This is a genomic window from Micromonospora peucetia (assembly GCF_900091625.1).
GTDB classification, from domain to species: domain Bacteria; phylum Actinomycetota; class Actinomycetes; order Mycobacteriales; family Micromonosporaceae; genus Micromonospora; species Micromonospora peucetia.
Map to the genome: position 1 here is coordinate 6,421,942 of NZ_FMIC01000002.1, position 20,380 is coordinate 6,442,321.

Consider the following 20,380-nt stretch of genomic DNA (forward strand, 5'->3'; position numbering starts at 1 on the left):
GCCAAGCCCGTGCCGGCGCATCCGCCACGCCGACGGGCAGATAAGGATTGAACTGCCGCCCAAGGGCAAAGCATGAGCAGGCTTATGGGTGCTGCCCCTGTCGATACGGATGACAGCCCGCCGGGGGGTGAGGCCCTGAGACCGCCGCAGGTTTCTAACGGCGACCAACGCAACTCGCGGTCATCGGCAGAGTCGGGCGGTAGCGGCTGGTGGGCGCGCGCTCGACAGAAGGGGTAGCCCGACTCGATGGCCGGCGTAGCCTCTTTGTCATGGCAGGTCGCTGGCATCCGGAACACGGGCCCGATGGGTTCCTAGGAGCAACTGCGGACCAGGCACGGCTCGTGCTCGATGTCGAAGAGGGCTGGCCCACCTACGACGCGGGTCTCAAGTTTCAGGGGCTAGCCATGAGCGCTATGTCCGAGACCCCCGAAGGCGAGCACCTGCCTGACACGCCGACCGTGCTCAACCTTATCTGGGGAGCACTGACAGATGAGATGGACGCTCCTGGAAGGGGATCGCCCGAACAGGACGCCGCTGCGGTCCGACACATGAGGCAGGCAGCAGCCGAATGGCTTGCGGTCGTGGATTCGCGAGTTGATAGGGCGGCCTACCTTGATCGTTGGGTACACGATGAGTGCGGCTACCAGCGCATGGCCCCTGAATCGTCGATGTCCCCGCAGCCCGGCATCGATGTAGCCGGGTGAGGTGTTTCGCTGGACCAACCACCTGCGGCGGCGCGTGACGCTCGGTCGGCGGCATCTGCGGATGAGCCACTGTCATGACCATGCTCGCTGGGTACGGCGCCATCGCTGCGGGGTGATGCCGTAGCGGTCGCGGAAGCGGCGGACGAGATACGTCGCGTCGCGCAGGCCGGTTCGGTCGGCCACGACGTCGAGCGACAGATCGGTCTCGCGCAGCATCCGCCGGACCTCGGTCATGCGCCGTTCGGTGATCCATTCGAGCAGGGGGCGGCCGGTACGCCGACGGAGCACGGTCGTGAGGTGCCCCGGGGTGTAGCCGAGCGTGCGGGCGACATCGGCGGCGGAGACCGGTTCGCGGAACGTCGCCTCGATCTCGGCGAAGACCCGCTCGACGAGTGGGTCCGGCATGGCCGGAGCGCTGGGTGCCAGTCGCGCAGCTGCGACCAGAAGCCGGGTGAGCAGTGCGGCGACGGCCTCGCGGGCGCCGAGGCGGCCTGGGTCGGCAAGTTCCTCGGCCAGGTCCGCCAGCCACGCCGACCAGTTCGCCTGGTCGGGCTCCGCGATCCGACCGTGCCCCCCGCTGAAGGCGAACAGGGCAAGGAGGGGATGGTGCGTCCAGGTCAGTGGGGAGACCGAGGTCAGGGCGGGGACGGCGTCCGGTGTGAACGCGACCGACCACGCGCGGCAGCGGGCGAGCCCGGCCGCTGCCGCGACGCCGATGACCTGCCCGGGCGATACCGCGTGGACCTCGCCAGCGCGCAACGGCCGTTCGGCCCCGTCGACGGTGAACGATCCCAGGCCCTCCTCGACATAGGACAGGACGAGGAAGTCGTGAGCGTGCCGGTGGTCCGGCGGGAGGCTGACGTGGGCGGCTTCGGTGTCGAAGCGGGTCACCGAGACAGGAGGCAGGCCGGGGCGCTGCCGGTAGCGGTAGACCGGCGTCCCGTCGGGCCGAACCGTGCGCAGCCTCGACGGGACTCCGGGTGAGTCACTGGCCAAAGAATGTCCCATGGTGCCCACGTTAAATCCTGCTTGGTAGCCGCAGAATATCCAAGACTTGGAGGTGACGACACCGGGTCCGTCACGGGCCACCGAGGCAGACCCGCCACCGCGTGCACAGGAGGCATCCATGGCAGCTTCGACCCACGTACGCATCCTCGACCAGCGAACTCCGGAGGATCGGGACCGCCCCTTCCTGCCGGGCGCGGGAAAGACCTGGCTTCTCCCGTTCTACGACGTCTTCACCCGGGTTGCCGGCGTCCGCGCACTGCACGAACGTACGGTCGAGCTCGCAGGCATCGAGCCCGGCCAGACGGTGGCCGACATCGGCTGCGGCACGGGCAACCTGTCGTTCGTCGTGCTCTCGGCCCAGCCGAGCGCGCGGGTGACCGGCCTCGACCCCGACGGAGACGCCCTGCGCAGGGCAGCGCGCAAGGCGCGCCGGCGCAGCGTCGCTCTTACCCTCGTTCAGGGATATGCCGACCGGATCCCCGCTGAGGACGCCTCGCTCGACCATGTGGTCTCGTCGTTGGCGCTGCACCACGTCGATGACGACGGTCGGATCGCGTTCGCGCGCGACGCGCTGCGTGCTCTTCGGCCGGGAGGAAGGATCACGGTCGTCGACTTCGGCGGCCCAGCATCCAACGTCGAGGACGCCGGGCACCCAACACACCGCCATGGCCACAGCCCTGTCCACGCCCTCCGGCACCTGACCCGCCTCATGCGTTCCCGGGCGGCGCACAAGCCGGTCGTGGCCCGCAACCACGGCGATGGCATCGTCACGCTCCTGGCCGACGCCGGGTTCGACGACGCCCGGGAGGTCGCGCACGCCGACCACAGGTTCGGCCGGGTCACCTTCGTGCAGGCGACTCGCCCTTAAGCTGAACATGATGGGGGTGTCGACAGACCCAACCACGCCACGCACTGGCAAAGTCCCAATGCCGCAGGTCGGTACCGCCAACAGCATCCGCTCATCGGCGCGTCCGAATGCACCCGGGCGTTCCCGTCGTCGCCGGTCTCGGGCCGGCCCTGACCTTCGTTCGCGCCCGGTCAGGAGCGACCGCGCGGGGACCGCCGCGTGATGCAGGGGTAGTTCAATCTGCGACTCCGCCAGGGGAGTGTGGATGTAACGGCTCTGTCTCACATTCGGCCCTGTCTCACACTCGGTGATGGCAGAAGGTGGTCGATGTCGTTGAGATCCTGTGTGCAAGATCGATGATCTTACGAAGATGGTGTTCTCAGGGCTGTCCCCGCTGGTGATCGACGACGTCACGGACGAGGGCGAGCGGATTCTGGAGCGGGCTCGGACTCCTGGAGGGTCGGTGGCCTGTCCGGGCTGCGCGGCGGTGACTCATTGCGCGGACACGGCCCAACACCGTGTCCGCGCACGCATTCGATCTGAAGGTGTTCTTCACCGTCGTTATCAAGCAGCCGTTCGACTTGACGACTACCCACGTACTCGATTCATCGAGGCGCAGCGTGCTCCGGGCCGGAGCCGCAAGTGGTCCGGTTGGCTGGCCGGGGAGTACCGCAAGAGGGTGAACATCCTCGACGGCCAGCACACCGACGTCGGGAGGGTGGCCAGGTGAGCGCTGTCGCCACGGATCCTTACGTCCGGGCCGCAGACCGCCGGCCTCGCGGGCGTTACGTCGCCGTCGGGGACACCGGGGCCGCGCGCCCGTGGGCCGGCAATGCCGCCGAGGCGTTCGCGTTACCTGCTCTGCCGGCGGCTGGTGTCCACAACGGCCGCGCCCCGCGTCGGCAGGTGCTCACCAAGTCCAGTGCGGTCGAGGTGGTTGCGCCACGTGGGCCAGCAACCGCAGCACCGAATCCGTCGACCATCAAGACCTGGACAGGGATCGTCAGACTGATCGAATGAGAAACATCGATCAGTCTGGGGTGGCAATGGATCACGATGACCTTCCGCTCGAGGAATGGCCGCTCCGCCAAGCCGCACGGGACCTGGCGAAGGACAGCCCCGAGGGGCGCTCCCTGAAGAGGAGACTCGAAGCCTTCGACGACCTCGATGATGTGGCGAAGAAGAATTCTGCCCAGGACATCCGGAAAGACATCGCCGACATCGTCGCCCGCGCCGTCACCGAAGAGCACCACCGCACCGAGATGCTGGACGCGCTCATCGCCTTCCGGAACCAACCCGGTGTCGCCGAGTCCGACCCAGCTGAGATACAGGACCAGCACCCGCTGGTGGCCGGGCTCCTGGACGTCGCGCAGGACATCATCACTGAACTGGGAAAGGAAGCGCTGATCGAGACACTGCTCCCCGGCGCACACCTCATCCTCCCGCCCAACGACTTCGTGGAGAGCCTCTTCACGGCCGTGGAGTTGCTCGAGATCGCCGAAGACCCCGCCGACTCGCCGTGGTGGCCCTGAACCCTGGGCCGCACCGACGAGGGAATGTCAAGTTAACGGCTGATCTTGGTTGTTGAGGTGGTTAGTGGTTGGCCGGGGTGAGCCGGCCCTCGAAAGGCGATCTGGAACGCGTTCAGGGGTGCTTTCCAGCGCATCGTCCACCGCCTGCGGCCTGCGCCGGTTGGGTCGAGGCTCATCGGCGCCATGTGCAGATGATCTTGCGGATCTCCACGTCGAAGAGCCTGTCGCAGAATGCCGTGTCTTGCGGGGTAGTCCGCAGCGGTTCTGGGAGAATTTGGTATGGTCCGCGGCTATCGTCCCGTACTGCGTGATCAGGTATTTCTCCTGCCACCGGATATGCGGGATTGGTTACCGGAAGATCCTCTGGCGTGGTTCGCCCTCGATGTCGTCGAGACCCTCGACGTCTCCGCGTTCGAGGCGTCCCGTCGCCGCGGTGGGGTCGGCGCCGCCGGGTAATACCCGCGGATGCTGCTGACTCTTCTGGTCTACGCATACTGCCGAGGAGTGCGTTCGTCTCGGCAGGTCGAGCGGCTCTGTCACACCGATGTCGCGTTCAAGGTCCTCTACGCCGCAGATATCCCTGATTACGCGACGATCGCACGGTTCCGGGCAGGCTCCGGGGATGCGTTCGCTGGGTTGTTCGAGCAGGTGCTGATGATCGCGGCGCGGGCAGGGCTTGCTCGGTTCGGCACGATCGCGATCGATGGCACCAAGATCCCCGCGAGCGCGTCGATCGACGCGAACCGGGGACAGGACGGGCTCGGATGATGCAGTCTGCACCACGGTCTGGGACCACACGTTGGTGACCACCTCGGGCAGGCCTTTGAGACCGTCGCAGACGAGGAAGAACACGTCCTTCACGCTGCGGTTGCGCAGGTCATCCAGCGCGATCACGGGCCTTGGCCAACTCGGCGCGCAACCGCTCGCAGCCGCCTGGCTTCCCGCTCGGCGTCGCCACGTGCCAACTTACACTGGATCACCAATTGATCTCAGAGAGTGACAGGCGTCACCCTCTAAATCGGACCAAACTACACGCTTCGAACCCGGAAGGCCCTTGCTGGGGCTGTCTCGATTGGGTTACTTTCAACCAGGAGGAACGGGGGCAGTCATCAATCGAAATCAGCCTGAAACAGACAATACACAAATTACTCATGACCCCGTGGAACACGCACTTCTGCAAGCGCGGAGCCTAATCGATTCCGCAGTTCTTGAAGTCCGCTCTCTTCCCGCACCGCGTTTCGTGGAGTTATCCACCGACCAGCGGCAGGAGGCGCCCGGTGTCGCCCTGACGGACCTGGTGGCCCAGGCCCGGCGCACCCTGCTGATTTCGCTGTCCGGCCGAAGGGGGCAGCTGGCAGCCATACGCACCGCGTTGGGTGACCTCAGGGCACGGCCCAAGACCGGTCCAGGCCGGATTACCGTCCGCGTGCTCGGGTCCGCCTCGGCACTGCGGGAGCTGCCGGCCTGGTTAGGGGCGGCCGACCTGGCGGAACTGCGGGTAACCAGCCGCCCGCTCGCCGAGTCCCTGGTGGCGGACGTCGCGGAGGCGCTGATCCATACGCCGGGCGACAGCACGGGTGGCCTTCTGGTTCGCGACCGAGTCACGGTCCGTGCGCTGGCCTCGCTGTTCATGGGGGCCTGGAACGCCTCGCTGCCCTGGCGGGATTATCAGATGCTGCACGCCTGTCTCGCCACCGACACCGCACGTGGAGTCCTGGCCCGGTTGTATGCCGGCTCCACGGACGCGGTCGCAGCCCATGAACTGGGCCTGTCCCTGCGCACCTACCGCCGGTACGTCGCCAGAATCCTGGCGTCCCTGGGAGCCAGTTCCCGTTTTTCCGGTGGCACCCGAGCAGCCGAATTGAAGTTTCTTGACATGCACTGAATCAATCTCAACGAGGCACGGCAGCCGAGTGGGGATGATACGGGCTTGACGTCCACGGCGGACGGTACTGGATGTGGGCGTAAAGCCATCAACAGACAGGTTCTTGCAACAGAATCCAGTCTCCGAGAGGGCTCGACGTGATCGCCTATTCTGCCAGGCTCGACGCGCCCAGGGAACTCGTACAGCACGTGGCGCGGCTGCTTCACGCCGAGCATCGGGCGATGGGCATCCGATCGGGAACCCGTACGTCGACGTGCTTCCACCAGGCGATCCTGGCGTTGGTGCGGTCCCGCAAGGGTGCGGACAAGACCACTCTCGGCACGGGGTTCGGCGTGTCGAGGGCGACCGTGTACCGGCACGTCGCCGAGGCCGTGCGGGTCCCGGCGGCGCAGACACCCACCCTGCACGACGCGCTGCGCCGGCGCCGACGGCTGGTCGCACGTCATGAACTGCTCGACAGCGACTGCCTCGTCGAGACCACCGTGAGCGCGAAAGTCGACACGATCGACGCGTGGTATTCCGGGAAACACCGCGACTTCGGGGCGAACATCCAAACCGTGACGCGCCCCGACGGACTACCTGCCTGGGCCTCGGACGCGATGCCTGGTCATCTGCACGATCTGATCTCGCCGAACGGTTGGACGTCACCGGGGCCCCCTACTGGGGCGGCCTCCAAACTCGGGTTGCCGACTCGGGCCACGAAGGCGCTGGCCAGGGCATCCGCGCTCGGTACAAGCAGCCCGCCGCCGGCCGCCGCCGGCTCGCGGTCGGCAACCGCGCTTCCAATGCCGCCTTTCGATCGGTGCGACGCCTCCGGGGACGCTGCTCCGCGATTCTCGTCGGTCTTTTGGCGGACCCTGCGTCACAGCACAGCCCGCCCACGACAGGTCGGCGATAGCGTCCACGCCGCTCTCCACCTCACCCACTTCAAATGCCGCTAGCTACCGCAATCCTGCTGGGATCAAGCCATTTGAAAGGAACAAGCGTGTTGTCGACCACGAAAATTCTGGAGCAGGATCTACTCAAGGTCCGGGGTCTGGTGGAATCATTGGCCGCGCAAAGGCGTAGCCAGACGGCGAACGATTCACCCGTCACCCAGCTCTCCATAAGCCGAGAAGCCCTCGGCGAAGCGGCCGAGAACCTCATGTCCCAGGCTTCGGAATCCCTCTGTCTGATAATCGGCGAACGCTCCGAGACGACCACCGTCGTCGTTGCCGCCTGTCGGCGGATCGCCCCGATGCTGGCCGCAGACGTCACAGTGCGGATGCTCGTCCCGCCGGTCACCGGGACCCGGTGCGCGCTCAACGCACTGTTTCCGGAAGAGGCCGAGATGCGGCTCGCCGCGCTCCCGGGGCTCACCGCGGTCGTCTCCGACACGCGGTCGACACTGGTGTCGAACGCCCCAGGGGACCCGGCACTCATACGCAGCACGTCTGTGGCGACGAATCTGCGCGCGCTCTTCGACACCATCTGGCCGACCGCGGCGGCAACGGACCCGCATCTGCGCTTCAGGGAACATTCCCAGGCCGAGGAATTGCGCCGCGTCCTCGACTGTCTCCAGGAAGGGCTCATCGACGACTTCGCGGCCCGCAAGCTCTCCATGTCCGTGCGCACCTACCGGCGCTACGTCGCCTACGTCATGGCACTGCTGGGCACCAACTCCCGCTTCCAGACCGGTGCCCGGGCGATCGAGACGGGCCTGCTGCCACGGCGGTCGATGCGCGTAGCGGACAGGCCTGTCCCGGCGGACATCGTCAACCGCATATCTTGAACGTGCAGCACTTGACGCTGGCACCGCCCTCCCGAGCAGAGGAGGAGGCCGGCGGCCAAGGGCTGCTGCGTGCCTCAGTCGATGGCGAGACCGACAATGCAATGAGGAATGTACGGTGTCTTCAGGCTGTTTCGTCGGGGCCAACCTCCACTCACCGCACCGATAACGCGAATGCCATCACGCGAATGGAGGGACACCCCGACCGTCAGCGGGCTGCGATCCGAGCTTCGACTTCGGTGAGTACCTTCGGCGTGAAGATCCGCAGGAAGGGAACGATAACCACCGTTGTGGCCACGGCGAAGAGGCCGAACGTCACCCGATACCCCAGCCACTGAGCGAGCGCTCCCGACGCTGCGGCACCGACCGGGATGGAGCCCCAGGAGAAGAGCCGGGCGGCGGCGCTGTAGCGGCCCATCAGCTCGGCACCCACCATGGTCTGACTGATGCTGCGGGAGTTGACCACCCACAGGGTGCCCCCCATGCCACCGAGGAACGCGGCTGCTCCAATCGCCCAGACGTTCCTGGTCAATGCCGGGACAGCGACCATGGAAGCGGAGAAGAAGATGTTTCCGAACATGACCCACCGCCGGCCGAAAAGCCGGTTGGCGAGGCCGACGCTCATCGTGCCCACGACACCGCCGACGCCCAACGCCCCCACGAGCATGCCGTAACGGTCCGCGCTCAGGCCCAACTCCTTCGTCGCGATCAGCGGCATGAGGGCGAACCAGGCGGACCAGCAGGTGACGAGCCCGGTGACCGTCAGCGAGAGCATCCGCAGCAGCCGTTGGTTCCACAGGAATCGCAGGCCTTCGCCGATCTGCTGATGGACCGTCAGCCTTGGCTGACCAGACTGCCGTTCAATCCGGAACCGGCCCACCAGGAAGGGCAGGATGAGGATGGCCAACGCGTATCCGGCGATGGTCGCGCCGAACGCGATCGAAGCACTCGCGGCGACGAGGATGCCGCCCACGAAGGGCCCGGCGAACTCGTTGCACAGCGTCTCCGCCCCTGTCACCCAGGTGTTGGCGCGCTCGCGACCGGCTGGTGCCACGGCGGCCGGGACCAGCGCTGCGGCGGATGTCAGTGCTATCACCTCCGCGACACCGAGGATCAGCCCGCCTCCGTAGAGCATGGGAAGGCTGACCACGTCAGTCGCCACGGCAGTGAAGAGACTGAGCACCACGGTCATGCGCATGGTGTTGGCCAGCCACAGGAGCTTGCGGCGATCAGACCGGTCGACCAGCACGCCCACGTGCATCGCGACCAGCAGCCACGGCAGGGTCAGGGTGAGCAGCACACCCGAGACCAGAGCGGGTGAGTCGGTCAATGATGTGGCGACGAGAGGAAACGCCACCTTGGTCACGCCGTCGGTCAGGTTGGTCACGGCGGTGAACGACACCAGCACCCAGGTGTTGCGCGTGCTGGGGTCCGCCGGGGGCGACTGTAGGGACAGATCCGGCGACGTGGTGCTGGACACTGCACGGTCTGCCATAGGATCTCCCGATTCTGATTGGCCCGTAGCCGAGGCACCAGTGCGCCATCAGGTGAGTCCTGAACAAGTGACCCTCCCGATTGATCAAGCGTCAACACCTGGGCGAGTTTAGCGAGTTGGCGACCCGACGCAACGCGTCGAACAACCGCGCATGCAGGGCAGAGGTAATGGAAGGCGCTGAATTTCGCGGGTGCGCAAGCGCCCGACAGCGGCAGCGAATCGACGGCACATTGAGGGAACACCGCCCCCGGCAATCATCTCCCTTTGGAAGCGGCCACCGCCCCTCCGCTTTCTCATATCGACTGCCGGGGTTCAGGCGAGGAGCCCATGCGAGATGGAATCAACGACGGCACTGGCAACCGGGTCGTCATCAAGGTCGGAACTTCGTCCTTGATCACTCGGGGAAAGGTGGACCCCGTCAAGCTCGACACCCTCTGCGCGACGGTGTCGAAAGGAATCGAGGCCGGTTTGGCGCCGGTGCTCGTCACCTCGGGGGCCATTGCACTAGGCCGGACCAAGCACAGCACTTTGGCACAGGACACGACGGAGGCCAGACAGACTGCGGCGGCGCTCGGTCAAGGAGTGCTGTATTCCGCACTCCATGCCCGGTTTACCGCATACAGCCTTGAAACAGGTCAGATCATGCTGACGCCGCACGATCTCATCGCGCCGGAGCGCGGAGGGGGGGTCCGCCGCACGCTCGACCTGATGCGGTCGCTGGGGATGGTGCCCATCGTCAACGAGAACGACGCGCTGGGTGTACGCAACAACGACGTGCTGGCCGCTCTGCTCAGCGGGTTCATTGAAGCGCGGCTGCTTCTGCTACTCACCAACGTGGCCGGCCTCTACGACGGCAACCCGCTGCTCGGCGGGGACGCTGCACGCATCGCCGAGGTGACGGGTCCGATCTCCGAGATCGAGGCAGTGGCCGAGGGATCGACCGGGGACGGCGGAACCGGGGGCATGCTCGTGAAGCTGAGCGCCTGCTGGATCGCCACGCACGCCGGGGTCCGCACCGTGGTGGCCGATGCCATGGACTCCACCGCCCTGATCGCGGCCTTCCGGGGCGACAAGGTGGCGGGGACCGTCTTCCCGCCGCGCACATCCCACTCCGTCTCACCCGATCTACGTCGCCTATGGCGTGCGTTTCGGACCCCCCCTAGCGGGTCCGTGGTCTGCGACGCCGCAGGGCAGCAGGCCATCGAGTCGGGCCGAGCCCTGCGCGGCGGGAACGTCGACGCGATCAGGGGATCGTTCGAAAGCGGCGACGTCGTCGACATCGTCGGCTCGGACTCCCGGATGATCGCCCGCGGCAGCGTCCGCCTCAGCTCGGCGGAGGCCGGGGCTGGTGGTTGGTCTGCCTCTGCATTGTTCAACGACTGTGACTACGTACGGATTCTTGGAGGGTAGTTGTGTCGGTAACCGAGATCTGCCGCGCTGCTGCGGAGGCGTCCGCCGCCGTCAAGCGTCTGACCACGGCCCAGAAGGACCAGGTCCTCCTGGACATGGCGGCCGCCGTCGAGCGCCACCGGGACTCGATCACCAAGGCGAACGAGCAAGACATCGGAGCCGCCCGCGCGGCCGGCGTCATTCCCACCCTCATCGACCGCCTGACCCTTACCGATAGCAGGATGGCCGGCCTGGTGAAGGCCATCCACAAGGTGGCATCGCTGGCGGACCCGGTCGGTGAGGTCGTCAAGGGCTGGACGCGGCCCAACGGGCTGCTGGTCGAGCAGGTGCGGGAGCCGCTGGGCGTCATCGCGGTGATCTACGAGGCTCGGCCCAATGTCACGGCGGAGGTCGCGGCGCTAAGCCTGAAAACCGGCAACTGCGCGGTGCTGCGCGGCTCGTCCATGGCCACGGCCACCAATGCCGCGATCATGGCGGCCCTGGCGGAAGCCATCTCCGAGCACGACGAAGTGCCCGCCGCGGCCGTTCAGCTGATATCAGACCCGTCCCGTGATGCCGCCGTGGAACTCATGCGTGCCAAGGGGTACGTCGACCTGCTCGTTCCGCGAGGCGGCCCGGAGCTGATCGCCTCCGTCGAGCAGAACGCCACCGTCCCCACGGTGATCGACGGCGCCGGCAACTGCCACACCTATATCGACGGCTCCGCCGACCTGGACATCGCGACCGCAGTGACGATCAACGCGAAGACCTCCCGGCCCAGCGTGTGCAATGCGATGGAGACCCTGCTGGTCCACGAGGACCTGGCGGAGTCCTGGCTGCCCGGTGTCCTTGACCGACTGGCCGAGGCAGGCGTGGAGATCCGCGGCGACGAGACGGTGCAGCACGTCTGGCCGAAGGCGGTCGCCGCGACCGAGGAGGACTGGGGCACCGAGTACCTGCGGCTCGTGCTCGCGGTAAAGGTCGTTCCCGATGCCGACGGGGCCATCGCGCACATCCGCCGGTGGGGCACTTCCAACGCGGAGGGCATCGTGGCCAAGGACATCGACGTGGCGCGGCGCTTCGCCCGGGAGGTCGACTCCGGCAGCGTCTTCGTCAACACCTCCACCCGCTACTCCGACGGCGGGGAGTTCGGCTACGGCGTGGAGATCGGTGTCTCCACCCAGAAGCTGCATGTGCGGGGGCCCATGGGCCTAGACGCGCTCACCACCGTCAAGAACGTGGTCTGGGGCAGTGGCCAGACGAGGACGATCTGATGGGGAGACAGCTGCACACCGCGACGAAGCAGCCGTTGCGCACCTCCTTGCTGATGGAGGACATCAGCCAGGCGCTGTCGGTCCAGTACAACAACGCCGTCTACGACATGAAGGCCGCCGGAAGGGACGTCATCACGCTGTCCCTCGGCGAGGCCTTCTTCGATCTGCCGCTGCCGACGTTCGACGGCCTCACGACGCCCGGTCTGCACCACTACTCGCACTCCCGAGGGCTGCCGGAGCTGCGGCGGCTGCTGGCCAAGTACTACGAGACCAGGTTCGCGCTCCCGGTGGACCCGGACACCGAGGTGATCGTCACCGCCGGATCGAAGGTCGGCATCTACATGGCGCTCATGGCCATCCTCGACCCCGGCGACCAAGTGATAGTGCCGGAGCCGTACTGGCTGAGCTATCCGGCGCAGATCCGTATGTGCCGTGGCGAGCCGGTGATGGTTCCCCACGACATGTCGGTCCTCGACTTCGAACGTTTCATCACTGCGCGCACACGTGCCGTCATCATCAACAACCCGAACAACCCGAGCGGGCACATCTACACCCGAACCGAGCTGGAGTACCTGCACCAACTGGCCGACCGTCATGGGCTCCTGCTGATCGTCGACGAGGCGTACAACGAGTTCACGCCGCCGGGCACCGAGTTCCTCGCGGCCGGGGCGCTCGACCCGGACAAGGAGCACACGGTCACGATCAACTCGATGTCAAAGAACTACGGCGTCTCGGGCTGGCGGATCGGATACCTCATCGCCAACCAGCGGCTCACCGACCAGGCTCTGAAGATCAACCAGCACCTGGTCACCTGTGCGCCGACCATTTTGGCGGCCTATCTCGCCGAACGTTTCGACGACCTTCTGGAAATCACCAGGCCGCAGATCCAACGCACCGTCCAACTGCGCAACCGCGTCGGTACCTGGCTCGCGGACAACGGCATCGACACATTGCCCGGCACGTCGACGTTCTATCTTTTCACCTCCCTGGGCGGATCCAGCCTCGACTCCACCGAGTTCGCCAGCCGGCTGCTGAAGGAGAGCGCGATCAGCGTGGTGCCCGGCATCGGGTACGGGGACTCATGCGATCGCTATATCCGGATCTCCGTGGGTAGCGAGTCCGAAGACCGCATCGCCCGCGGCGTGGCCGCGATCCGCGACCTCGTCGAGACCACCACTCCCGCACGCGAGGCTGTCAAACCAACGGCTCTGTCTCACATTCGCTGGTGACCGAAGGTAAGCCGCTGACGCTGCTGCTTTAGCGCCGGCTGGTCGGTTGTCAGGAAGCTGACATGAGGTAACGGCGGGGACGGAAGTGCGCTCAGCGGTGGCGGGAGCGGTCATGGACGTCATGTCGCTCCAGATTCGGGGTGAGCGGGACTGTTCCGGGGGTGCGCGGCACGGTGGTGCCGGGCACCCCGGCGGGCGAGCGGGAAGGACGGACGCAGCGCCCTCGGGTCAGCGAGCCGTGGCCAGCAACTCCTCCATGGGTGGGAACCGGGACGCGATCGCGTCGCCGGTGAAGGCCTCGTCCCAGTCGGTCTCGGCGGCGTAGATGTGCAGGGCGGCGAAGTCGGGCGTCTCCCCCATGTCGAACCAGTGCCGTACACCAGCGGGCGTGCACACCAGGTCGCCCGGCTCGGCGATCAGCACGTGGACGGTGTCGTCGTTGGCCAGCCGCAGATAGAAGCCGCACCGGCCCTGGGCGAAGAACCAGACCTCGTCCGAGCGGTGGGTGTGTTCGTTGAAGTAGCGGTCACGGGTGGTGCGGGCCTTGGCGGCCCACCGCGGGTCGGAGTCGTCCGGTGCCATCCGGACCACCTCGACATGTCCCAGGCCGGTCTCGGCGGAGAACCGGTCCGCCTCCGTCCGGTACAGGCCGAGCACGTCGTCGTCGCCGAAGCCGGCCGTCAGGTCCTTGAGGGTCCACCGCTCGAACCGGGCGCCGTGCGCTCCGAGTTGCGCCGCGATCCGGTCGGGATCCCGGGTGGTGAGCAGCGGCTTCGCCTCGCCCGTGGCGGGCAGAACCTGGAGCAGTGTCATGGCTGTCGCCTTTCGATGTTACGGACATACGGCACGAGCAATAGTCAAGAGTTATGGATGAGAAATCTTGATCAGGCGGCTGCGGCGTCGGTCATGAACGCCATGGCGAGGCCGGCCGCTTTCGGGCCAGTTCCTTTGGTGACCTTGGCGCGGTGCCGGACGGTGGCGAAGGTGGAACTTCGCGCTGTTGGCCAGCTTGAACGCGGCCACCCGCCGGCGGGCGTGCTCACGATTCTCGGCGTTCCACACCTCGGCCAGAGCCTTGACGTTCATCCACAGGTTTCGAGCATTGCTCACAGCACGGTGCCCGGTCAGTGGCCGGGCTCGAAGTGCAGCTGGCTGAGGAAGCAGTCCCGGGGCTGGTTGACGGCGAAGGCAACGCATTCCGCGAGGGACTGCGCGGTCAGGGTGTCCTTCGGGGTGCGCGAGGCGCCCTCCCAGGCGGGCGACAGCGGGTCGATGTTGTCGAAGTCCGGTGGGAACAGGGAGATGACACGGATGCCCTCCGCGCGCAGCCGCTTGGACAGGATGCCGGTGAACGCGGCCTGTCCACCCTTGGCCGCGTAGAACGCCTCGTGGCCCGCGCAGCCGGTGTAGTTTGGCGTCGCGGCCGCCGACACCAGGGTGACGATGTCGGGCCGCTGCGAAGCACGCAGTAGCGGCAGGAAGTGCTTGACCATCAGGACAGTGCCTCCGGCGGACGCGGTGGTGGCCAGGATGTCGGCATCGTCCGCGGTGGTCAGATCCTCGCTCTCCAGCCAGTTGGCCCCGTTGTTGAGAAGTACATCGACGGCGCCGGCCTTCTCCCGGACGCCGTCCGCGAAGGCGCGTACAGACTCTGGATCGGTGAAATCGCAGGCGAAGGCATGCACCCGGTCGCTACCGAGGTCACGGATCTCCTGCGCGGTGCGGCGGGCGCCCTCCAGGCTGCGCGCGGAGAGGAACACCTCGGCGCCCTGCCGGGCGAAGATGATGGCCAGGGTGCGCCCGAAGTCCCGGGCGGCACCGGTGATGACGACGCGGAGGTTCTCCATCGCAGTGGTGCCTTTCAGGTTGCGAGCGGCAGTCCGCTCGTACGGAGGGTGGCCTGCACGGGGCGGCGGTGGCCCCGGATCAGCCGCGGTGCGGGGAGCGTGCGGTGCTTGTCCCGGCGGGCCGGGCTGGCTGGGCTGCGAGCGATTACTTGAAGGGGCATGCTCATCGGCCGAGGGGCCGCTGGGCGTCGGCGGTGACGGAAAAGACGCCTTCCCGATTGCGGTTTTGGCAGAACTCAACGTCGGCGAGCAGGACTTCCTCGTCCTTGTGCCTCAACAGGATGGCGCCCGCGCCGCCTTCACCGGTGGTCGCGGTGATCGACTCGCCCGGAGTTGGCAGGAAGATGTCACCGGCGTAGGAGCGCAACGCCCGGATCTCGTCCAGGCCTTCGATGCGGACCAGCCGGCCCCCTTCGCGAGCGACGAAGGCGTAGTCGGCGACGAAGCCCGGCTCGATCGGCCGTCCGGCCAGTGCCCGGGGGCCGCCGGCGAGCGCGGCCGCCTGGTCGGGCAGGCCGAGCAGGGCGCAGAGGTGCGGCAGGGGGTGGCCCGCAGTCCGGGCCGCGAACTTGACCAATTTCAGGGTCCTGTCGGCGCCCATGACCACCTCAAACGTGACGGGTCCCGAGGCTAGGCCGATGCCCTTCACCACGGACGACAGCCGGTGCGCCAGATCGCGTTCTCGCGGCGAGCCGGGCGCGAGGTTCACCACGCTGGTGAGCAGTGACCTGTGGGCTTCCTCCAGCAGGAAGCACCGCCAGACGTCGGTGAGGTGGAGCACGCCGTCAAGGACGACACCGTTGACAAAGCACGGTGTGCCGGGCACATGGTCGTGGGCGACGATTCGGCCACCTCCGTCCCACAGCCGCCGGATCTCGGGTTCCGGCGGTGCGACTCCGGGCCGGACCAGCACGGCGGAGCCGGTGTCGTCGGAGATCTCCGGCCGCAGGACGACCGTACGGTCCCGGCGGGCCGCCAGGTGGGCGGTTAGCTCCGCCGGGCTGGCCAGGACGTGCAGGTCGAAGGCGAGTTCCGGGTCGACAGCCGCAATGGCCTCGTGCTGACGCACCTTGCTGGCCCACGGATTGGGCACCACGGTTCCGGCTTCGGACACGGTCGTCTCCTTCGGGTCAGTAACCCGAGCCTCTGTCGGGGCCATCCTGAGGGATGGAACTCGGGTACGCGGCCGTCCGGCGGACTCAACCGCCAATGGCGTGATCGAACCCGCGGGCGAGTCGGTGGGAGGGCGGATCGCCTGCCGAGCCTGCGACCGGGCCTACGGCCAAGGAACGGTCAGAGCAGCCCAGTTCGGGATCCTTCGGTACCTGGTGCAGCAGATAGTGGGCCGCCAGGCTTCGGGGCCCGGGTACCTCAAGGCCCCGGATCAGGCCGGAGACGATGACAGGCGTGGTGGTGCTGATGGAAACCCATGGTGTTCATTCAGACGGTTTGTTCGAAGTGGAACGCCTTGATGAAGCAGTCCCGTGGCTGGTCTATGGCGAACATGACGCACTCCACGAGGGAGTGGGCGGTGAGCTTGTCGCCCGCCCTGCGGGGTGCCGTGTCCCAGTCCGGGCCCAGTGGGTCCGGGTTGCTGAAGTCGGGCGGGTACAACGAGATGACGCGCACGCCGTGCGGCCGTAGTTGGGGGGAGAGCAGATCGGCGAGGCCGGCCTGCCCGTGCTTGGCCGCATAGAACGCGGCGTGGGCCTGGGTACGATAGTTTCCGGTGAGCCCGGCCGACGAGATCAGGTTGACCACGTCGGGCCGTTCGGACTTCAGCAGCAGCGGCAGCAGGTGCTTGGTGACGAGGACGGTGCCGGTCACGGTCGAGGCGACCGTGGCGACGATGTCCTCGTCGGCGGCGGAGGCGAGGTCCTCGCCGGGCAGCCAGCGGGCCCCGTTGTTGATCAGCACGTCGACGTGGTCGGTCACCGCGGCGATCTCGTCGGTGAAGGCGCGTACCGACGCCGGGTCCGCCAGGTCGCAGCGCAGGGCGTGGACGCTGCCCGACCCGAGGCCGCGGATCTCGTCGGCGACGTGCTCGGCCGCCGCCAGATCCCGGGCGGAGAGCAGGACATCGTCGCCGCGGCGGGCGAAGAAGAGGGCGAGTGTCCGGCCGAAGTCCCGGGCGGCTCCGGTGATGACCACGCGCCGGCCGCGGGGCTCGCGGCCGGCCGGGCCGGCCTGATTGCCGTTCTGAAGTGTCACTGTGCGGCTTCCATGTTCGCAGTCGGTTCAGGGGCGTGCGGGCTTGGGTCAGCGTCCGGCAGGACCCTCGTACGCCTCAATGCCGGTCAGCGAGCCGTTGGGGTCCAATCCGGCTGCGACCAGAGAGCTACGGGGATCCGCGCCGTCGAGCACCTGGGCGGGCGGAAAGAAGCCGTGCCCGTTGACGAGCACGAAGCCCATGCCTACCGTCTGGGCGGCGAGGAGGTCCTGGCGCGAGTCGCCGAGCAGGACCGCCTCGCCGGGGGCGGCACCCACGTCGGCGAGCGCCGTGGACAGCCGCCGCGCCTTGGGTTCATCGCCGCCGAGCACGGCTCGGAACTCACCGGCCAGCCCGTGTCCGTCCAGGACCCGTTCCGCCTCGGCGGTCAGGGTGCCGGTGGCCACGTACAGCGGCAGGCCGCGCGCGGACAGGCTGCGGACCAGCACGTCGGCGTCGGGGCACAGCGGCGCCTTGGGGTAGCGCTCGGCGAGCAACTCGGCGTAGCCGCCCGCGTAGCGCTGATAGAACGTCTCAAATCTCTCCCCCATGGCCTCTTCTCCGCCCAGATGGTACCGGTGGAAGGAGAGGAAGTGCTCACGGCGGGTGCGGCCGAAGGTCCGGCGGAACTCGTGGATGTAGGGGTCCACCAGTTCCGTTCCGAACTCCGCCAGCGCCTCGCGCATGCACTCCACCTTCAGCTCGTTGGAGTCCACGACCACGCCGTCGAGGTCGAACACGACGAGACGGTGGGCGGCCAGCGCCTGTTCGAGGCGCTCGCCGACATGGTCAGACAGCGGCATGGCGGAGCGCGTCCTCCAGCGACGCCGCGGTGAACGACGTCTTGCGGTTCTGAGCGAGGAAGTCCAGGGCGCGCAGTTTGACCTCGACATCCCGCTCCAGGCTCTCCTCCAGGCGCTGGACGTAGGTCGGGTGGATCCGGCGCATGCCCGCGATGGCGTAGAGCGCACTGGAGCCCCAGCGGTATTTGTGCATCAACGGTTCGAAGCGCCGGGCCACCAGGTCCAGCAACGGCTGCAGCGTCTGCTGGTCCGTGCCGAGCGCCGCCAGGAGCTGTTCGGTCCTGGCGTTGCCGGCCCCCCGGCCCATACCGAGGACGGTGGAGTCCACCCAGGTGGCGCCCGCCTGGGCGGCGGCAAGGGTGTTGTGCAGCGCGAAGCCCTGGTTGTCGTGGCCGTGCAGGCCCACGGGGGCGGCATGGCCGGCCCCGAACTGGTCGACCAGTTCGGTGATCCGGGGGGCGTGCAGGGAGCCCAGGGAGTCGGCGAGGTACACCGACTCCAACGGGCCCAGGCCGGCCACCAGGCGGACCAGGTCCGCCACTTCGGCGGGAGACGCCAGGTCCACCTGCATCAGGTTCAGACAGACCCCGAAGCCGGCCCCGCGCAGGGAGTCGACGGTCTCGGCGACGCCCGCCGCCCTGCTGTGGTGGACGGCCACGCGGACCAGGTCGACCGGCAACGGCCCGTCGGCCAGCAGGCTGCGCAGCCGCGGGCCGGCCTCGGACGCCGGGACCTCGGCCAGCGCCGTCGCGTCCACCATGACGGCGAAGCGCAGCCGGTGGCCGTCGGGCAGGGCGTCGCGCAGCGCGGGCGTGACACCCGACGGGAACCTGCCGTATGGACCCCGGTCGCTCGGGGTGAACTGGGTGTAGCCCAGCTCGACCACGTCCACGCCGGTCGCCGCGCAGGCATTGAGGTACTCCTGGACGAGAGTCGCCTCGAACTCCCAGTTTGTGTAGTAGCCGCCGTCCCTCAGCGTGCAGTCGAGCACGGTGACGTCGGTGCGGGCCACCGCGCTCACTTGTCCTCCAGGTCAGGAAGGGTATTGGTGAAGTCGACGTGGTGGATGCGGCGCATCGGCGCCCAGTTGAGGCGGCCGTCGTTGCCCGGGTGCCGGACCAGGAGGCTGCCCTCGCCGTCGTGCATCATGTCGTCCCACGCCTGGACCCGGGGGTGCAGGTCGTTGGCGCGCAGGAAGTCGTGCACGGGCTCGAAGTGGTCATCGGCCTCGACGTACATGAAGAGCGTGAGCGGGTCGATGTAGAAGATCTGCAGCTTGCGGACGCCGATGGTCTCCAGGGCGCCGCCCGGTCCGACGATCTCGGGCCACACCTCCCGGTGGAGCGCGATGTACTTCTCCGCAGCGGCCTCGTCCCGAAGGCGGATGGTGAAGGCGTAGTTCTTCACGGCGCGAGCTCCTTGGCAAGGGTTAGCAGGTACTGGTAGGTGCGGTGAACTTCGGTCCAGGACTCGTCGTCCAGGACGTGGCGGCTCGGACCCCGGACATGGGTGGTCTTGATCAGGCCGCGTTCTTTCAGAAACCGTTTGGCGATCGACAGGTAGTAGTCGGTGCTGTTCATCATGTGGCACATGAGGTACGACAGCGGGTAACCAATCCGTTCGGCCTTCTCCCGCTCGCCGGCCTCCAGCAGCCGCCACAGGGTCACCACGATCTCGGCGATCTCGGCGGCGGGGATCGTTCCGGCCAGGCCCCGGCGGTGACAGTCGAGGAGCATCATGCCGCCGTCGCCCTCGAAGATGCGGGCCCGTCCGCCGGTGGCGTCGCGCAGCTCGCTGACCTTGGGCGGCGAGGGTTGAGCCTCGGGCTTGAACAGCACCCGGTCGGGGCCGTACCGCTCCAGCATCCGGGCCTGGGCAGCGATGGTCAGGGGCTGCTTGGCCAGGCTCTTGGCGTGGTGGATGATCGCGGGTATCCGGACCGACTCCACGACCCGGGTGAAGTACTCCACCATCCCGTTCTCGTCGAGCGGAATCGTGGCCGGATGCATGACAAGCAGGGCGTCCACTCCGACGGACTCGGCGTGCCGGCTGTACTCGACGGCGGCCTCAGGCGTCTCGGCGCCGGTGCTCATCACGGACACACCGCGTCCGGAGGCGGCCTTCGCGCTCAGCTCGGCGACACGCAGCCGCTCGGTGTGCGTCAGTCGCAGCACCTCGGAGACCTGGCCGACCACGAACCCGTCGCAGCCCACATCGAACATGTGCTCCGTCTGGGCAAGGAAGTCCTCCTCGTCGAGGACGCCGTCGTCGGTAAACGGCATGATGACGACCGGCAGAACCCCCTTGGTCTCCTTGATTCCGTTGGGCCGTCGCAGACTCATCGATGCTCTCCTTCGTGTTGTGCCACCCCTGCGGCGTCGTCCGGCCGG

19 protein-coding genes and 1 pseudogene are annotated in these 20,380 nt (G+C 67.5%); 9 read left to right on the forward strand and 11 right to left on the reverse strand.

Annotation, left to right across the window (positions count from 1 at the left end; translation table 11 throughout):
• The first annotated feature begins 269 nt into the window (after nt 1-269).
• On the forward strand, nt 270-704 hold the full coding sequence (locus GA0070608_RS28020) for a hypothetical protein (protein ID WP_141719568.1): 435 nt from the start codon (nt 270-272) through the stop codon (nt 702-704).
• Between the two features lie 72 nt (nt 705-776).
• Here the strand turns inward: GA0070608_RS28020 and GA0070608_RS28025 are convergent, their stop codons facing one another.
• Nucleotides 777-1,712 (reverse strand): helix-turn-helix transcriptional regulator, encoded by a 936-nt coding sequence (locus GA0070608_RS28025; RefSeq protein ID WP_091636371.1) that lies wholly within the window; start codon nt 1,710-1,712, stop codon nt 777-779.
• 118 nt (nt 1,713-1,830) lie between these two features.
• On the opposite strand from GA0070608_RS28025, the gene GA0070608_RS28030 reads away from it, so the two are divergent.
• A complete protein-coding gene (locus GA0070608_RS28030; RefSeq protein ID WP_091631901.1) occupies nt 1,831-2,580 on the forward strand; it encodes a class I SAM-dependent methyltransferase in 750 nt (249 codons plus the stop codon).
• Nucleotides 2,581-3,575: 995 nt separating this feature from the next.
• Entirely contained in the window at nt 3,576-4,091 is a 516-nt protein-coding gene (locus tag GA0070608_RS28040) for a hypothetical protein (RefSeq protein ID WP_141719570.1), read from the forward strand.
• A gap of 771 nt (nt 4,092-4,862) precedes the next feature.
• Here the strand turns inward: GA0070608_RS28040 and GA0070608_RS32305 are convergent.
• Nucleotides 4,863-4,976: pseudogene (locus tag GA0070608_RS32305) on the reverse strand (transposase); the annotation flags it as partial.
• 274 nt (nt 4,977-5,250) lie between these two features.
• Here GA0070608_RS32305 and GA0070608_RS28050 point away from each other — a divergent pair.
• The 3 genes from GA0070608_RS28050 (at nt 5,251) to GA0070608_RS28055 (ending at nt 7,747) form a co-directional block, all read left to right on the forward strand.
• On the forward strand, nt 5,251-5,976 hold the full coding sequence (locus GA0070608_RS28050; protein ID WP_141719571.1) for a hypothetical protein: 726 nt from the start codon (nt 5,251-5,253) through the stop codon (nt 5,974-5,976).
• Between the two features lie 137 nt (nt 5,977-6,113).
• Nucleotides 6,114-6,917, forward strand: a complete 804-nt coding sequence (locus GA0070608_RS32890; protein ID WP_176733874.1) for an IS5/IS1182 family transposase — start codon at nt 6,114-6,116, stop codon at nt 6,915-6,917.
• Between the two features lie 44 nt (nt 6,918-6,961).
• Nucleotides 6,962-7,747, forward strand: a complete 786-nt coding sequence (locus GA0070608_RS28055; protein ID WP_091631910.1) for a hypothetical protein — start codon at nt 6,962-6,964, stop codon at nt 7,745-7,747.
• A 205-nt stretch (nt 7,748-7,952) separates the two neighbouring features.
• Here GA0070608_RS28055 and GA0070608_RS28060 read toward each other — a convergent pair whose 3' ends face one another.
• Nucleotides 7,953-9,224, reverse strand: coding sequence for an MFS transporter (locus GA0070608_RS28060; protein ID WP_245715977.1), 1,272 nt, complete (start codon nt 9,222-9,224; stop codon nt 7,953-7,955).
• A 342-nt stretch (nt 9,225-9,566) separates the two neighbouring features.
• Between GA0070608_RS28060 and proB the strand changes: the two genes are divergently transcribed.
• The 3 genes from proB to GA0070608_RS28075 are packed head-to-tail and all read left to right on the forward strand — an operon-like array spanning nt 9,567 to nt 13,131.
• Complete coding sequence (proB, locus tag GA0070608_RS28065) at nt 9,567-10,649, forward strand: glutamate 5-kinase (RefSeq protein ID WP_091631918.1); 1,083 nt, start codon at nt 9,567-9,569, stop codon at nt 10,647-10,649.
• A gap of 2 nt (nt 10,650-10,651) precedes the next feature.
• Nucleotides 10,652-11,902 carry a glutamate-5-semialdehyde dehydrogenase gene (locus GA0070608_RS28070; RefSeq protein WP_091631921.1) on the forward strand — a complete coding sequence of 417 codons (1,251 nt, stop codon included), beginning with the start codon at nt 10,652-10,654 and terminating at the stop codon, nt 11,900-11,902.
• Nucleotides 11,902-13,131 carry a pyridoxal phosphate-dependent aminotransferase gene (locus GA0070608_RS28075; protein ID WP_091631924.1) on the forward strand — a complete coding sequence of 410 codons (1,230 nt, stop codon included), beginning with the start codon at nt 11,902-11,904 and terminating at the stop codon, nt 13,129-13,131. Before GA0070608_RS28070 ends, GA0070608_RS28075 begins: the two co-directional genes overlap by 1 nt.
• Before the next feature lie 228 nt (nt 13,132-13,359).
• Here GA0070608_RS28075 and GA0070608_RS28080 read toward each other — a convergent pair whose 3' ends face one another.
• The 8 genes from GA0070608_RS28080 to GA0070608_RS28115 form a co-directional block, all read right to left on the reverse strand.
• Entirely contained in the window at nt 13,360-13,944 is a 585-nt protein-coding gene (locus GA0070608_RS28080; protein ID WP_091631927.1) for a hypothetical protein, read from the reverse strand.
• A gap of 311 nt (nt 13,945-14,255) precedes the next feature.
• A complete protein-coding gene (locus GA0070608_RS28085) occupies nt 14,256-14,978 on the reverse strand; it encodes an SDR family oxidoreductase (protein WP_091631931.1) in 723 nt (240 codons plus the stop codon).
• A gap of 163 nt (nt 14,979-15,141) precedes the next feature.
• Nucleotides 15,142-16,092 (reverse strand): hypothetical protein, encoded by a 951-nt coding sequence (locus GA0070608_RS28090; protein ID WP_091631934.1) that lies wholly within the window; start codon nt 16,090-16,092, stop codon nt 15,142-15,144.
• Nucleotides 16,093-16,418: 326 nt separating this feature from the next.
• Complete coding sequence (locus GA0070608_RS28095) at nt 16,419-17,189, reverse strand: SDR family oxidoreductase (RefSeq protein ID WP_091631937.1); 771 nt, start codon at nt 17,187-17,189, stop codon at nt 16,419-16,421.
• Between the two features lie 48 nt (nt 17,190-17,237).
• Nucleotides 17,238-17,990, reverse strand: coding sequence for an HAD family hydrolase (locus tag GA0070608_RS28100; protein WP_176733875.1), 753 nt, complete (start codon nt 17,988-17,990; stop codon nt 17,238-17,240).
• Nucleotides 17,977-19,011 (reverse strand): beta/alpha barrel domain-containing protein, encoded by a 1,035-nt coding sequence (locus tag GA0070608_RS28105; RefSeq protein WP_091631944.1) that lies wholly within the window; start codon nt 19,009-19,011, stop codon nt 17,977-17,979. Before GA0070608_RS28105 ends, GA0070608_RS28100 begins: the two co-directional genes overlap by 14 nt.
• Entirely contained in the window at nt 19,008-19,397 is a 390-nt protein-coding gene (locus GA0070608_RS28110; protein ID WP_176733876.1) for an L-rhamnose mutarotase, read from the reverse strand. The genes GA0070608_RS28105 and GA0070608_RS28110 overlap by 4 nt, the downstream gene beginning before the upstream one ends.
• A complete protein-coding gene (locus tag GA0070608_RS28115) occupies nt 19,394-20,332 on the reverse strand; it encodes a dihydrodipicolinate synthase family protein (RefSeq protein WP_091631950.1) in 939 nt (312 codons plus the stop codon). The genes GA0070608_RS28110 and GA0070608_RS28115 overlap by 4 nt, the downstream gene beginning before the upstream one ends.
• Between the last annotated feature and the right edge of the window lie 48 nt (nt 20,333-20,380).